The organism is Actinoplanes sp. GCM10030250, assembly GCF_042666575.1.
Classification (GTDB): domain Bacteria; phylum Actinomycetota; class Actinomycetes; order Mycobacteriales; family Micromonosporaceae; genus Actinoplanes.
The window spans coordinates 58,700-72,438 of record NZ_JBHTDO010000041.1 but is presented as its reverse complement, the minus strand read 5'-3'; the positions used below and the strand labels follow the sequence as shown (position 1 = coordinate 72,438).

The window sequence follows — 13,739 nt, the reverse complement described above, 5'->3', positions numbered from 1 at the left end:
GGCGTATTCGTTGGGACACAACGGTTTTTTGCCCCCTAATGTTTGTGTAACCAGGTCACAGGGCATACCGTGCGCGCAGAATGGCCTGCGACGGGCCAGTTCTCACGTCCGGGAGGAAACCGTGAACAAGGCCGAGCTCATCGAGGCGCTCGCCGTCAAGCTAGGGGACAAGAAGACGGCGACCCTGGCATTGGACGCGTTCATCAGCGAGGTGCAGAACGCCGTCGCCAAGGGTGACAAGGTGGCGCTCACCGGATTCGGCTCGTTCGAGAAGCGGACTCGAAATGCGCGTACCGCGCGGAATCCGCGAACCGGCGAACCGGTGAAGGTGAAGAAGACGTCCGTGGCCGCATTCCGGCCCGGCAGCGCCTTCCGGGATTTGGTCGCCAGTGGCAAGCCCGCCAAGGCAACCGCCACCAAGACGGCGGCTGCTCGCGGTGGGGCGACCAAGGCCACCGCCACCAAGGCGGCGCCGGCCAAGAGCACCACGACCAGGTCGACGGCGGCCGCGGCGAAGAAGACGACCGCGACCAAGGCCGCACCGGCCAAGACGACCGCGACCAAGGCCACCGCCGGTGCCACCAAGGCGGCGGCGGCCAAGAAGACGACGGCGACCAAGGCCGCACCGGTGAAGACCACCGCCACGAAGACGACGGCGGCTCGCGGTGCGGCGACGAAGACGACCGCGGCGAAGAAGACCACGGCGACGAAGACCGCGGCCACCAAGTCCGCGCCTACCAAGACGGCGGCGACGAAGACCGCGGCGACCAAGTCCGCGGCGACGAAGTCAGCCACCAAGTCCGCCGCCACCAAGAAGACGGCGGCGGCCAAGTCGACTGTCGCGGCCGCGAAGAAGACCACGGCCACGGCGTCAACGAAGGCACCGGCGAAGAAGACCGCGCGCAAGACGGCTACCCCGGCTGCGGCCCCGGCACGGGCACGCTCCGCGGGATCCAGCACGCGCAAGGCCCGCTGACCCGGGTAGGTAGCAACCGCGAAAGGCGTCCACCCGTACGGTGGACGCCTTTTCGGTGTTCCGGCGGGGGAAGTCCCGGCCGTCCTACGGTCCGGGCATGCAACGCAGACCGATGCCGCGTGGCCTGACCGCACGGGCCACTCTGGCCGCTGCGGTGTTCACGCTGGCCGTCGTACCCGGGTGGACGTTCGGTGACCTGGCCGAGCAGGGCACCGGGTGGCCGATCCTGGACTGGCTGGTCACCTGTGGCTGGTCCGGGCTCGCGGTGGCCTGGTGGGCGCCGTGGTGCTCGTACCGGCGGCGGGACGGCTGGCTCGGTGCCGTCCCGCTCTACGGGTGGTACCTGGTCGCGATCCTGAGCTGGCGGCTCGCGCTGTTGCCGTACCGGGACTGGGAACCGCGACCGGACGAGCAGTGGCGGGCCCGCTGGCTCACCGGCGACCTGCTCGGTTACTGGCGGGCCGACGCCACATCCCGGCCGGTCAGAGCCGCGAGGCGTCCAGCAGACGCTCGCCGGACCAGGTGAGCAGCCAGCCCTCGCCCTTCGGCGTTTTGAAATCCTCGGCGTCCTCGGTGCCGGTCAACTGGGCGAGCAGCGGCGGCATCACCTTGCCCTGACTGCACACCACCACCCGGCCGTCGGACCGCAACCGGTCGAGGCGGGCCGTGGCCATCGTCAGCCGTTCCTCCAGATCCGCCACCTCGGACGGCTCGGCGAAGGCGGCGTCCAGCACGATCGGCATGTCGTCGAGCGCCTTGGCGAGCGGGTCCAGGGTCTGCTTGCACCGCAATGGAGGTGCCGCCACCAGCCGGCGGGGGCGGAAGGTGGCGAGCGCGTCGGCGATCAGCTCGGCCTCCCGCTGCCCGCGCGGGTCGATGGGGCGCAGCCGATCCGGCCCGGCCCACTTCTTGCGCTCGCCGGCGTGCGCGTGCCGCACCATTGCCATCACCGCGGTCACCGGCGGCAGCCCGGCCACCAGGTCGAGCAGCGGCCGCTCGTCCGGATAGGTCAGCCGCTCGGCGGCCACCGGCAGCGGCAGCCAGGCGATGTCGTCCACCTCGTCGGTGTCCGGCACCGGGCCGGTGTCACCGGCCCGCATCAGCCAGAACTGGACCGTCTTGGAGCGACCGTCCGGCAGCGTGTACGCCACCTCGGGCAGCCGCAGCTCCGGCATCCCGGACACTCCGGTCTCCTCGGCGACCTCACGCACGGCGGCCGCCAGCGCGCTCTCGTCCGCCTTGAACGTGCCCTTGGGCAGGCTCCAGTCGTCGTACCGCGGGCGGTGCACCACGCACACCTCGATGCCGTTCGCACCAGGGCGGTGGAGCACGCCACCCGCGGCCTGCACCCGGTGCGACATCAGCTGCGCTTACCGGTGACCCGCCGCAGCAGGGCCGCCTGCAGGTGGATCTGGGTGCGCCCGGCCGGAGCGGAGTTGCGGTGCCAGTCGCCGTCGCCGTCCAGGTCCCAGCCCTCGGTCTGTTCGTTCATCGAGAGTTCGAGCACGTTGCGCATCTCCTCGCGGGCCGACGTCAGAGTCACCTTGACCAACGCTTCTACCCGCCGATCGAGGTTGCGATGCATCAGGTCGGCCGAACCCATCCAGTACTCCGCGTCGGCGCCGGGACCGAACCGGAAGATCCGGGAGTGCTCCAGGAACCGGCCGACGATCGAGCGCACCCGGATGTTCTCCGACATCCCCGGTACGCCCGGGCGCAGCGCGCACATCCCGCGGATCACCAGGTCGACCTTCACACCGTCCTGCGAGGCCCGGTAGAGCGCGTCGATGGTCTGCTCGTCGACGAGCGAGTTCACCTTGAACTGCACCAGCGCCTCGCCGCCCTCGCGGGCGATCCGGGCCTGCTCCTCGATTCTTTCGACAAGACCTCGGCGTACGCCGTGCGGCGCCACGAGCAACCGACGGTAGGTGGTCTGGCGGCTGTATCCGGTGAGCACGTTGAACAGGTCGGTGACGTCGGCGCCCACCTCGGGATCGGCGGTGAGCATGCCGAAGTCCTCGTAGAGCCGGGCCGTCTTCGGGTGGTAGTTGCCGGTGCCGATGTGGCAGTAGCGCCGGATCTGGTTGCCCTCCTGGCGCACCACCAGCGACGTCTTGCAGTGCGTCTTGAGTCCGACGAGCCCGTAGACCACGTGGCAGCCGGCCCGCTCCAGGGTCCGCGCCCACGCGATGTTCGCCACCTCGTCGAAGCGGGCCTTCACCTCGACCAGCACGACCACCTGCTTGCCCGCGGCGGCCGCGTCCACAAGCGCGTCCACGATCGGCGAGTCGCCGGAGGTCCGGTAGAGCGTCTGCTTGATCGCCAGCACGTTGGGGTCGGCCGCGGCCTGCTCGATGAAGCGCTGCACGCTCGTCGAGAACGAGTGGTACGGGTGGTGCACCAGGATGTCGGACTCGCGAAGCCGGTTGAAGACGCTGCGCGGCACCTCGCCGTCGGCCAGGTGCGGGTGCGTGGCCGGTACGAACGGGCGGTCCTTGAGGTCGTCCCGGTCGCACTCGCCGAACACCTGCCACAGCGCCGAGAGGTCGAGCAGGCCGGGCACCCGCAGCACGTCCTGGCTGTCCATGTCGAGTTCGCGCACCAGCAGGTCGAGCACGTGGTCGCTGATCGAGGCGGCGACCTCCAGCCGGACCGGCGGGCCGAACCGGCGCTGGGCCAGCTCCCGTTCCAGGGCCTGGAGCAGGTCCTCGTCGCGGTCCTCGTCCACCTCGAGCTCGGCGTTGCGGGTGACCCGGAACAGGTGCCACTCCAGGATCTGCATGCCGGGGAAGAGCTGGTCCAGGTGGTTGGCGATCAGTTCCTCGACCGGCAGGAAGCGCACGCCGCGGCTGTCGTTCTGCACGGTCACGAAGCGGGGCACGTTGTTCGGCACCTTGACGCGGGCGAACAGCTCGGGGTTGTCGTCGTCCGGGTAGCGCAGGGCCACCGCCAGGTTCAGCGAACGGCTGGAGATGTACGGGAACGGATGCGCCGGGTCGACAGCGAGCGGGGTCAGCACCGGGAACACCTTCTCCCGGAAGTACGTCCGCAGCCGCCCTTGCTCCGGCGCGTCCAGTTCCTTCCAGCTGACCAGCTCGATGCTCTCCGCCGCGAGCTTGGGCCGGACCTCCTCGGCGAAGCACGCGGCGTGCCGGGTGACCAGGTCGGCGGTCCGCTCGGTGATCATCTCGAGCTGGTGCCGCAGCGGTGACCGGTCGCCACCACGAACCGGCAGGCCGGCGCTGAGCCGCCGCTTCAGGCCGGCGACCCGGACCATGTAGAACTCGTCGAGGTTGCTGGCGAAGATGGCCAGGAACTTCGCCCGCTCCAGCAGCGGGGTCCCCGGGTCCTCGGCCAGGGCGAGCACCCGGGCGTTGAAGTCGAGCCAGGAGAGCTCGCGGTTCAGGAAGCGGTCCTCGGGCAGTTCGTAGCCGTCCGCCGCCGACAGCTCGTCGGCGTCGTCATCGTCCTCCAGTGCCGACACGGGAGCCACGAACTCCGCGATCGGGTCGGTGGGCACGGCGGGCACGACGGGCACGGTGGCAACCTCGGTTTCGATTGGCGCGACGATGTCGACCGGCTCGGCCGGCTGGATCTCGACCGGCTCGGCCGGCTGGATCTCGACCGGCTCGGCCGGCTGGATCTCGACCGGCTCGGCCGGCTGGATCTGGACCGGCTCGGCCGGCTGGGATTGAACAGATGCGGCCGGCTGGGGATCAACGGCCTCGGCCGGCTGGGGATCTGCGGGCTCCGGCGGGAGAAAGCGGCCGTTCGGGCCACGCCTACGGGTCTCGGGGGTCCGGGGCGGGGTTGGCATGGTTCCATCATCGCGGTTCGCGGCGGAACGTGAAACGAACTACCGGATGATCAAATCAGGCAACTCCGGGAATTAACACGCGACGAACCTCTCCCGTCGCATCGGACTCCACCGTGACCCGCTGACCGAGCCGCAACAGGCGCAGCCCGGACCGCTCGAAGGCGGCCGCTCCGAACGCCAGTTCAGAGCCGTCGTCGAGGAGCAGCGTGCCGGTGTGCGTGACCACGTCGAAGGTGGCGATGGTGCCCTGCATGAGTCAGCACGCTACCGGTTCAGGCTGCTGGGACGCACTCCGCGGTGAGTCCGAGATCACGTAGGAGCTCGCAGGTCCGGCGGCCCGCCCCGAGGGCCAGCACGGTGCTCAGATCGGCGGCGGTGTCCACGTCCTGCCGCAGACCCGGCCACTCGCCGCTCAGCCGTACAGCGCCGGAGGCGGCGTGCGCCGCGGCCGAGTGCACGCCGAAAAGCGGGTCGAGCCTCGCCTTGGGCGGCACGGCGAGCAGCACGGTGCCGGTGCCCGCGGCGTCCGGCACGAAACTGCGGCCGGACACCCGGCTCAGCGCCTGGTCCAACTGCTCCGGGCGCAGCGCGGGCAGGTCACCGGCGAGCACCGCCCGGTACGCCGAGAGCCCGCCCCCCTCGTCCGCGCCGAACCGCAGAGCGGCGTTGAGCCCGGCACCCGGGTCCGGCGCCACCCGCGCACCCAGCTCCCGCACCGCCGCACCGACCGCCGGGTCGTCGGTGACCACCAGCAACTCGGCCACGGCCGCGGCGCTCAGCACCGCCGCCGCGGTGTCCCGCACCATCGCCAGGACCAGCTGGGGATGACGATCCGCCGGCACGGCGCCCCGCAATCGCGTCTTGGCCGCGTCCAGCCGCTTGACCGGGATCACCGCCGTCCACTTCCGCACCACCCTGCCAGTCTGCCAGCGGTTGATCGGCATACCCTGCCTGGTACCACCGGCCATGAGCGGGCATGATTTCGTCGCAGGTGAAGTGTCGTGCGAGGTTCGTCGCCGACCGAGGGTTGGGGGATGCCGTGGCACAGCCGAGAATCGGTTTCTGGCAACGTGTCGCGGTGATGCTGGTCGTCCCCGTCATGACCGTGCTGACCAGCAAGTCATGGCTGCACAGGGAGAACATTCCGGCCGCCGGCGGTGTGATCCTGGTGCCCAACCACGTCTCCCACTTCGACCCGCTGGTTGTGGCCCACTACATCTACCGGTCCGGCCGGTGGCCGCGCTTCCTCGGCAAGGCCAGCGTCTGGAAGGTTCCGGTCATCGGGTTCCTCCTGAACAAGACCCGGCAGATTCCGGTCGAACGGGGCAGTGTGGAGGCGGTGAAGTCCCTGGACACCCTGATCGACGCGCTGCGCGGCGGCGGCGCCGTGGTGATCTACCCGGAGGGGACCACCACCCGGCATCCGCAGCTGTGGCCGATGCGGGGCAAGACCGGCGCGGCCCGGCTGGCGCTGCTCACCGGCGCCCCGGTGGTGCCGATCGCCAACTGGGGCGCCCAGGAGATCTTCGACCCGCGGACCAACAAGCTCAAACTCCGGCGTACGCACGTGACGGTCACCGCCGGCCCGCCGATCGACCTGAGTCGCTGGGCGGAGACCGTGCCGACCCGGGAGGTGCTGGACGAGATGACCGACGCGATCATGCTGGGTGTCCGGGACCTGCTCGCTGAGATCCGCGACGGCGAACCGCCGGCGCTACACGAACGGCCCGCACCGCGGGCCTCGACCTCGGAGGACGCACCATGAGGGCGGCCGTCATCGGATCCGGAGCATGGGGCACGGCGTTCGCCAAGGTGCTCGCCGACGCCGGGTCGGAGGTCAGCATGTGGGCGCGCCGGGAAGAGGTCGCCACCGAGGTCCGGAAGAAGCGGACGAATGAGGGATCGCTTCCGGGCATCCGCCTGCCGGACAACGTCACCGGTACGACCGATCTCGCTGACGCCGTGTCCGGGGCCGAGCTGATCGCGATCGCCGTACCGTCGCAGACCCTGCGCGGCAACCTCGCCGACTGGGCCGGCGCCTTTCCCCGGGACGCGACCGTCGTCTCGCTGATGAAGGGCATCGAGCTCGGCACGCTCAAGCGGATGAGCGAGGTGATCACCGAGATCGCCGGCGTCTCGCCGGAGCGGGTGGTGGTCGTCTCCGGGCCCAACCTGGCTCCCGAGATCGCCGCCGAGCAGCCCACCGCCACCGTCGTGGCCTGCGCCGACGAGGGCCGGGCCAAGCAGGTCCAGCACGCCCTCGCCACGCCGTACTTCCGTCCGTACACGAGCGACGACGTGATCGGCTGCGAACTCGGCGGCGCCACCAAGAACGTGATCGCGCTCGCGTACGGGATGGCGATCTCGATCGGGCTCGGCGACAACACCCGCGCCTCCCTGATCACCCGGGGTCTCGCCGAGACCGCCCGGCTCGGGGTGAAACTCGGTGCCGACCCGCTCACCTTCGCCGGCCTGGCCGGGCTCGGTGACCTGGTCGCCTCCTGCTCGTCCCCGCTCGCCCGCAACCGGACCTTCGGCGAGCACCTGGGCCGTGGTGAGACCCTGGAGCAGGCGCAGATCGCCACCCGGCAGACCGCCGAGGGCGTGAAGAGCTGCCTGTCGCTGCGGGACCTGGCCCGCTCGCGCGGTGTGGAGATGCCCATCGTCGAGCAGGTCGAACGGGTCTGCCACGAGGGCGTCGACCCGCGCGTCGCCGTGAAGCTGCTGATGACACGAGAGATGAAACCCGAGTGAGCTCCATGCCTGATCTGCCCCACTACTCCGACGGGACCCGGGCCGTGCACGCCGGCCTGCCGGCGCCCGCTGTCGGTGAGCCGTTCCTGCCCGGCCCGGTCTTCGCCGCGCCCTACCACCTGGACCCGGAGACCGGGGCCGGTGAGAACGGATACGCCCGGACCGAGCACCCGACGCGGCGAGCGCTGGAGGCGGCGATCGGTGCGCTGGAAGGCGCTCCCACGCTGGTCTTCGCGAGCGGGCAGGCGGCGATCACCGCCCTGCTGCTGTCGGTGCTTCGCACCGGAGACACTGTCGCGCTTCCCGCGGACGGCTATTTCACCGTACGGGCATTCGCTGAAGGCACCCTGCGGGACCTGGGAGTCAAGACGGTGCTGGTGCCGACCGCCGGGCCCTACCCGGACTTCAGCGGGGTACGGCTGGTGCTGCTGGAGTCGCCGGCGAACCCCGGTCTGGACGTCTGTGACCTGCGCGCCGTCTCGGCGGCCGCGCACGAGGCCGGTGCCCTGGTCGCCGTCGACAACACCACCGCCACGCCGCTCGGGCAGAACCCGCTGGCGCTCGGTGCCGACCTGGTCGTCGCGTCCGGTACGAAGGCGCTGACCGGCCACTCGGACGTGCTGCTCGGCTACGTCGCCGCCACCGACCCGGACCTGCTCGGCCGGGTGGAGACCTGGCGCAAGCAGACCGGCGGTGTACCCGGGGCGTTCGACTGCTGGCTGGCGCACCGGTCCATCGCCACGCTCGATCTGCGGCTCGCCCGGCAGAGCGGGAACGCTGCCGCGGTGGCCGCGCTGCTGCTCGGCCGTGACGACGTGACCGGGGTGCGGTGGCCGGGACTGGAGTCCGACCCGTCGTACCCGGTGGCGTCCACGCAGATGCGGCGCATCCCCGGCGTGGTCTCCTTCGACCTGGGCAGCGCCGAGCGGGTGGCGAGCTTCCTCCGGGCGGCCGAGCTGGTCTTCGCGGCGACCTCGTTCGGCGGCGTACACACCACCGCTGACCGGCGGGCCCAGTGGGGTGACGACACGCCGCCCGGCTTCGTCCGCTTCTCCTGCGGCATCGAGGACACCGCGGACCTGATCGCCGACATCACCGCGGCCCTGGACGCGTCGCGGGGATGACGGCGTGGAGCAGCTTCGACGGGGATCAGGTGGCGGCGCTGACGCGGGGGGAGAGCTTCTTCGCCGCGCCGGGTGAGCGGGACTGTCCGGCCTGCGGGGAGCGGCGGCTGCGCGCGTACTTCACCGCTCCGGAGAACGCCAGGCGGCCGACGCTGGTCAGTTATGTGTGGTGCGGCGGGTGCGAGAAGTTCGTCGGTACCCGGGCGAAGCACCCGGAGGGGCTGATCTTCTCGGACCCGCTGGCGGTGCTGCCCGCGGGGGAGCGGCGTGAGCTGGAGCGGAGCCTGACCGGGTTTCTCGCACACCTCGACTCGCTGTGGGACTCCGGCGCTCTGCCGCAGACGTTCACCGCCTGATGCCTCTGATGAGCCGCCTGAGGCCTCTGATGAGCTGCCTGAGGCCTCTGATGAGCTGCCTGAGGCCTCTGATGAGCTGCCTGAGGCCTCTTATGAGCCGCCTGAGGCCGCTCATGGGCCGGCGGCGGGCCGCGGCCTCGAGGTGGCAGGTGATCGCCGCGGGGGCCGTGGCGGGACGGGCCGGCTTCGGCTGGGCAGTTTCGGTCGTACCCCCGCGGTGTTGAACGAAGCAGGCACCGTCGCGGTGAGGGTGAGCGCCGATCAGGCGTGTGCCGCGACGAAGTCGTGCAGCCAGTCCTTGGCGACGTCCGTGCCGTGATCGCCACCGGTGCGGCGCAGTGCCTCGCCCGGCCGGATGCCCAGCAGCGCCAGGATCATGCTGGCCAGGAGGGTCGATCGTCCGAGATCGCCCACCGACTGGGTCACCACGAAGCGGCCCGCGCGGACCTCGCCCGCCAGCCGGGTCGCGAGGGCGACCATCTCGCCGGCCTCCTCGCGCGGATCCCCGCCGGGGGTGGGGTAGGGGATCAGCTCGATGCCCGCGGAGTCAGCCGCGGCTTCCTTCGCCTCCCTCGCACAGACGAGAAGCTGGACGCCGGCTCTCGCCAGAGCGCCCAATTCCGGTGCTGACCAAGGCTCCTCACGAGGGTGAGCCATCGTCGCGAGCCGGCCCGGACCCGGACCCGCGATCACGTGGAGTGCTGGAGCCATGAACTGTTCGTCTCCCCTGCCGAGCGATGGCCGCCGCGATCCCATATCTGGCTTACGCAGAGTAGGGTCACCCCCGGCATGACCGCTAGCGAGAGGCGCAGAGAAGAGTGACGACCCCCCGGAAGACCCGCGTCGCGATCGTTTTCGGCGGCCGCAGCACTGAGCACGCCATTTCCTGCGTCAGCGCGGGTGCCATCCTCGGTGCGCTGGACCCGGATCAGTACGAGGCGGTCCCGGTGGGAATCACCCGGGAGGGGCGTTGGGTACTCGCTGCGGGTGACCCCGCCGAGCTCGCCATCACCGAGCGGCGCCTGCCCGAGATCACCGCCGGGTCGGGCAGCGCGCTGGTGCTGCCGGCCGACCCGACGGCGGGCGAGCTGATCGTGCGGGACGCGGCCGCGGGTGTGTCGGAGCTGGCCGGTGTGGACGTGGTCTTCCCGGTGCTGCACGGGGCTTACGGCGAGGACGGCACCATCCAGGGTCTGCTGGAGATGGCCGGGATTCCGTATGTGGGTGCGAATGTCTTCGCCTCGGCGGCGGCCATGGACAAGGAGTTCACCAAGAAGCTGGCGGCCGTCGAGGGCATCCCCGTCGGACCGTACGCGGTGCTGCGCGCCGGGGTGTCGCTCTCCGAATCGGACAAGGAGCGGCTCGGGCTGCCGGTCTTCGTCAAGCCGTCGCGGGCCGGGTCGTCCACCGGCATCACCAAGGTCACCGACTGGGCCGATCTCGACGCGGCGATCGCTGTCGCCCGGCAGATCGACCCGAAGGTGCTCGTCGAGGCGGCGATCGTGGGCCGCGAGATCGAGTGCGGCGTGCTGGAGGGCGAGAACGGCGGTACGCCCGAGGCGTCCCTGCTCGCCGAGATCCACGTCGACGACGCCGAGTGGTACGACTTCGAGACGAAGTACCTGGTGGGCAGCCGGTACACGATCCCGGCCGACCTGCCGGCCCCGGTCGCGCGGCAGATCCAGGAGTACGCGCTGCGTACCTTCACCGCGCTGGACTGCGCGGGGCTGGCGCGGGTGGACTTCTTCGTGACCGCCGACAACCAGGTCTTCCTGAACGAAATCAACACGATGCCGGGTATGACGCCGACGTCGATGTTCCCGCAGATGTGGGCGGCCACCGGGCTGGAATATCCGAAGGTGGTCGACCGGCTGATCCGTACCGCGCTGAACCGCGGCACGGGCCTGCACTAGTTGTTGCAGCCGTACGGCTGTTTGTCGGCCGGCGTGGACTTCACCGTCTTGACGACGGTGTCGGAGAACTCGTTGGCCCACTGGGCCGGGTTCTCGTAGACGTCCGGCACGGTCACCCGCACGGGGACCTCGCGGTCCATCGTGGTGAAGGTGGCCGCGCCGGTGTCCGCTTTCGCATACCAGCAGACCTGATTCATGATCAGCAGCTCGGTGTCCATCGGGATGCAGCCCGGCGTCTCGTCCTTGGGCGTCTGGCACATGATCGGCTGCGGGACGCCGCACTGGACGGCGAGCGGGGGCTCGCCGTAGGCGGCGTTCTGCTCGGGGCCGGCACTGACCCTCCGCTGTTGCAGGTCCCGAACCTTCGCCGGGAGCTGCGAGGTCACCGCCAGGCAGGCGAGGGCCGCGCGGTCGTCCAGTCGCGGAGCGTCGAGCCGTACCTCCGTGCTGGGAACCACAACGGGCTGTTTGAGCGATTTGTCCGAAACATCGGATTTTTCGGGTTGAATGGCCATGAAGGCGAAAACACCCACGAGGAGTGCCACCGGTACCGCCACCGCGGTCGCCCACAGAGCTGCCACCCGGGTCGTCCGATCCGGCTCGGGTGGTTCCGGTGTTGTCCTCGGGATGTCGACGTCGACCATGTCAGAGGTTTACCACGGAGCATGTGAGCGTCCGCGTGATGCCCGGTACGTACTGGACCTTGCTCACAATCAAGCCACCCAGCTCGTCGACGGTGTGTGCCTCGGTGAGCACGACAACGTCGTACGGGCCGGTCACGGCATCGACTCGGACCACCCCCGATATCTTCTCGATCGCGGCGGCCACGTCACGGGCCTTCCCGACCTCCGTTTGAATGAGGATGTATGCCTGGACCACGATCGACTCCAATCCGCCACCGCGTCGGTGATCCCCGATCGTGAAACTACCGTACGAAGCCGCCTCGCAGCGGGTCGCCACCATCGAAGGACTTAGACGTGAGCATCGCAGAGACCGGTGAATTCGGGCTGATCGGCCGAATCGTCTCCCGGCTCGGCTCCGGCCCGGCTACCCTGCTCGGCCCCGGCGACGATGCCGCGGTGATCCGGGCAGCCGACGGACGGGTGGTGGCCTCCACCGACGTGCTGGTCGAGGGACGGCACTTCCGCCGGGACTGGTGCGGGCCTGTCGATATCGGTCACCGGGCCGCGGCGGCCAACCTGGCTGACATCGCCGCGATGGGTGCCCGGCCGACGGCGCTGCTGGTGGCGTTGTGCGTACCGCTCGGGCTGCCGGTGGAGTGGGTGGAAGGGCTCGCCGAGGGCCTGAACGCCGAAGCCACCCGGGTCGGTGCGAGCGTGGTGGGCGGAGACACGTCGTCGAGTCCGACTTTGACCATCGCGGTCACCGCGCTGGGAGACCTGGGCGGCGCGGCACCGGTCCGTCGAGACGGTGCACAGCCGGGCGACATTCTCGCGATCTCAGGCAGGATCGGGTACGCGGCCGCGGGCCTCACCGTCCTGTCACGCGGATTCCGTACGCCCAAACTGCTCGTCGAGGCATACCGCCGCCCCGCCGTCCGCTACGAAGCGGGCCCCGAGGCGGCGCAACTCGGCGCCACCTCGATGATCGACGTGTCCGACGGGCTGCTCCAGGACCTCGGTCACGTGGCGTCGGCGAGCGTGGTCGGGATCGACGTGCACAGCGACGCCTTCCCTGTGCCGGACCAGATGCGGGACGCGGCCAAGGCGCTGGGCGTCGACCCGTACCAGTGGATCCTCGCCGGCGGCGACGACCATCCCCTCGCCGCGACCTTCCCACCCGGGGTGAGCCTTCCGGAACAGTGGCAGGTGATCGGCGCGGTACACGACGGAAGCGGTGTGACCGTCGACGGCAAGCCGTGGACCGGAGGGACGGGCTGGGACCATTTCCGCTAGGTCTCGCCCCGTTTTTTCTTGTGCGGTCGCTCAAGTAGGTTTTCCTCGTGCAGTCGCTCAAGATCGAACCGGCGGATTTCGGCTCCCCCTCGGTGCAGGCCCTCGTCGCGGAGAACCTCGCCGACCTGTCCGCCCGATACGGCGGAACCGGCGACGACACCCCGATCGGGGCCGCCGACTTCACGCCTCCCCACGGGGCGTTCCTGGTCGCTGTGATCGACGACTCACTGGTGGCGAGCGCGGCATGGCGGCGCCACGGTGATGACGCTGAGCTGAAGCGAATGTTCACCCGCCCGTCCGCCCGGGGCCGCGGTGTGGCACGCCGGATGCTGGCCGCCGTCGAGGAGTCGGCCCGGGAAGCGGGGTGCCGGCGGGTCATCCTGGAGACGGGTGACAAGCAGCCGGAGGCGGTCGCCCTGTACGAGTCCGCAGGCTACCAGCGCATCCCCGACTTCGGCTTCTACGCAGGCCACGACTCAGTCCTCTCCTACGCCAAACCCCTCTGACCCCGCTCCGCGTCGCCTTGCCTCGCGTCGCCTTGCCTCGCGTCGCCTTGCGTCGCGTCGCCTTGCCTCGCGTCGCCTTGCCTCGCGTCGCGTCGCCTCGCCTCGCCTTGCCTTGCCTCGCGTCGCCTCGTCTCGCTCACCCCGCCGCGTGCCCCTGCTCCCTCGTGCGACGGCTCGCTCGGGTGGGCGCGTTCTGCTCGTGTGGCGGCTTGCCGACGTTGATGCGTCCTGTCCACGGGCGATCTTGGGTGATTGACCACGTCCCGATGGGGCTCAGCACCCAAGATCTACAAAAGGTGATCTTGGGTGATCAGGGACACGTCGATCTTGGGTGAATGACCACACCCTGGGGTGGCTCGTGACCCAAGATCTCGGAA

16 protein-coding genes are annotated in these 13,739 nt (G+C 70.3%); 9 read left to right on the top strand and 7 right to left on the bottom strand.

Translation table 11 applies throughout. The features are described from left to right. Positions 1-121 precede the first annotated feature (121 nt). The gene (locus ACFQV6_RS37020; RefSeq protein ID WP_378032355.1) at positions 122-976 is read left to right on the top strand and encodes an HU family DNA-binding protein; all 855 of its coding nucleotides are present in this window, start codon (positions 122-124) and stop codon (positions 974-976) included. Positions 977-1,073: 97 nt separating this feature from the next. Further along, positions 1,074-1,502: a hypothetical protein gene (locus ACFQV6_RS37015; protein ID WP_378032354.1), complete on the top strand. Its 429-nt coding sequence runs from the start codon at positions 1,074-1,076 to the stop codon at positions 1,500-1,502. On the opposite strand, the gene ACFQV6_RS37010 is transcribed toward ACFQV6_RS37015, so the two are convergent. Genes ACFQV6_RS37010 through cofC form a run of 4 tightly spaced genes read right to left on the bottom strand, consistent with a single transcriptional unit; the run spans position 1,459 to position 5,707 of the window. Beyond that, entirely contained in the window at positions 1,459-2,337 is an 879-nt protein-coding gene (locus ACFQV6_RS37010; RefSeq protein ID WP_378032353.1) for an NUDIX domain-containing protein, read from the bottom strand. The genes ACFQV6_RS37015 and ACFQV6_RS37010 overlap by 44 nt on opposite strands. Further along, positions 2,337-4,793 (bottom strand): RNA degradosome polyphosphate kinase, encoded by a 2,457-nt coding sequence (locus ACFQV6_RS37005; protein WP_378032352.1) that lies wholly within the window; start codon positions 4,791-4,793, stop codon positions 2,337-2,339. Before ACFQV6_RS37005 ends, ACFQV6_RS37010 begins: the two co-directional genes overlap by 1 nt. 55 nt (positions 4,794-4,848) lie before the next feature. Further along, complete coding sequence (locus tag ACFQV6_RS37000) at positions 4,849-5,046, bottom strand: cold-shock protein (RefSeq protein WP_378032351.1); 198 nt, start codon at positions 5,044-5,046, stop codon at positions 4,849-4,851. A gap of 19 nt (positions 5,047-5,065) precedes the next feature. Then, positions 5,066-5,707, bottom strand: a complete 642-nt coding sequence (gene cofC / locus ACFQV6_RS36995) for a 2-phospho-L-lactate guanylyltransferase (protein ID WP_378032350.1) — start codon at positions 5,705-5,707, stop codon at positions 5,066-5,068. A 125-nt stretch (positions 5,708-5,832) separates the two neighbouring features. Between cofC and ACFQV6_RS36990 the strand changes: the two genes are divergently transcribed. The 4 genes from ACFQV6_RS36990 to ACFQV6_RS36975 are packed head-to-tail and all read left to right on the top strand — an operon-like array spanning position 5,833 to position 9,027. Further along, entirely contained in the window at positions 5,833-6,558 is a 726-nt protein-coding gene (locus ACFQV6_RS36990) for a lysophospholipid acyltransferase family protein (protein ID WP_378032349.1), read from the top strand. Continuing rightward, positions 6,555-7,547, top strand: coding sequence for an NAD(P)H-dependent glycerol-3-phosphate dehydrogenase (locus ACFQV6_RS36985; protein ID WP_378032348.1), 993 nt, complete (start codon positions 6,555-6,557; stop codon positions 7,545-7,547). The genes ACFQV6_RS36990 and ACFQV6_RS36985 overlap by 4 nt, the downstream gene beginning before the upstream one ends. Positions 7,548-7,552: 5 nt before the next feature. Next, positions 7,553-8,671: a cystathionine gamma-lyase gene (locus tag ACFQV6_RS36980; RefSeq protein ID WP_378032347.1), complete on the top strand. Its 1,119-nt coding sequence runs from the start codon at positions 7,553-7,555 to the stop codon at positions 8,669-8,671. Then, positions 8,668-9,027 carry a hypothetical protein gene (locus ACFQV6_RS36975; RefSeq protein WP_378032346.1) on the top strand — a complete coding sequence of 120 codons (360 nt, stop codon included), beginning with the start codon at positions 8,668-8,670 and terminating at the stop codon, positions 9,025-9,027. The genes ACFQV6_RS36980 and ACFQV6_RS36975 overlap by 4 nt, the downstream gene beginning before the upstream one ends. Before the next feature lie 261 nt (positions 9,028-9,288). Here ACFQV6_RS36975 and ACFQV6_RS36970 read toward each other — a convergent pair whose 3' ends face one another. Then, complete coding sequence (locus tag ACFQV6_RS36970) at positions 9,289-9,738, bottom strand: hypothetical protein (RefSeq protein ID WP_378032345.1); 450 nt, start codon at positions 9,736-9,738, stop codon at positions 9,289-9,291. Between the two features lie 107 nt (positions 9,739-9,845). On the opposite strand from ACFQV6_RS36970, the gene ACFQV6_RS36965 reads away from it, so the two are divergent. Then, positions 9,846-10,940, top strand: a complete 1,095-nt coding sequence (locus ACFQV6_RS36965) for a D-alanine--D-alanine ligase family protein (protein ID WP_378032344.1) — start codon at positions 9,846-9,848, stop codon at positions 10,938-10,940. Here the strand turns inward: ACFQV6_RS36965 and ACFQV6_RS36960 are convergent. Further along, positions 10,937-11,584, bottom strand: coding sequence for a DUF3515 domain-containing protein (locus tag ACFQV6_RS36960; RefSeq protein ID WP_378032343.1), 648 nt, complete (start codon positions 11,582-11,584; stop codon positions 10,937-10,939). The two genes, ACFQV6_RS36965 and ACFQV6_RS36960, sit on opposite strands and share 4 nt — an antisense overlap. Before the next feature lies 1 nt (position 11,585). After that, a complete protein-coding gene (locus ACFQV6_RS36955; RefSeq protein ID WP_196413799.1) occupies positions 11,586-11,819 on the bottom strand; it encodes an Lrp/AsnC ligand binding domain-containing protein in 234 nt (77 codons plus the stop codon). A gap of 98 nt (positions 11,820-11,917) precedes the next feature. Between ACFQV6_RS36955 and ACFQV6_RS36950 the strand changes: the two genes are divergently transcribed. Next, positions 11,918-12,856 (top strand): thiamine-phosphate kinase, encoded by a 939-nt coding sequence (locus ACFQV6_RS36950; protein ID WP_378032342.1) that lies wholly within the window; start codon positions 11,918-11,920, stop codon positions 12,854-12,856. A 47-nt stretch (positions 12,857-12,903) separates the two neighbouring features. After that, entirely contained in the window at positions 12,904-13,362 is a 459-nt protein-coding gene (locus ACFQV6_RS36945) for a GNAT family N-acetyltransferase (protein WP_378032341.1), read from the top strand. Positions 13,363-13,739: the final 377 nt, after the last annotated feature.

Coding starts and splice junctions, on each gene's coding strand:
- ACFQV6_RS37010 (WP_378032353.1), bottom strand. CDS start 2,337: ATGTCGCACCGGGTGCAGGCCGCGGGTGGCGTGCTCCACCGCCCTGGT.
- ACFQV6_RS36985 (WP_378032348.1), top strand. CDS start 6,555: ATGAGGGCGGCCGTCATCGGATCCGGAGCATGGGGCACGGCGTTCGCC.
- ACFQV6_RS36980 (WP_378032347.1), top strand. CDS start 7,553: ATGCCTGATCTGCCCCACTACTCCGACGGGACCCGGGCCGTGCACGCC.
- ACFQV6_RS36970 (WP_378032345.1), bottom strand. CDS start 9,738: ATGGCTCCAGCACTCCACGTGATCGCGGGTCCGGGTCCGGGCCGGCTC.
- ACFQV6_RS37015 (WP_378032354.1), top strand. CDS start 1,074: ATGCAACGCAGACCGATGCCGCGTGGCCTGACCGCACGGGCCACTCTG.
- ACFQV6_RS36960 (WP_378032343.1), bottom strand. CDS start 11,584: ATGGTCGACGTCGACATCCCGAGGACAACACCGGAACCACCCGAGCCG.
- ACFQV6_RS36975 (WP_378032346.1), top strand. CDS start 8,668: ATGACGGCGTGGAGCAGCTTCGACGGGGATCAGGTGGCGGCGCTGACG.
- ACFQV6_RS37005 (WP_378032352.1), bottom strand. CDS start 4,793: ATGCCAACCCCGCCCCGGACCCCCGAGACCCGTAGGCGTGGCCCGAAC.
- ACFQV6_RS37000 (WP_378032351.1), bottom strand. CDS start 5,046: ATGCAGGGCACCATCGCCACCTTCGACGTGGTCACGCACACCGGCACG.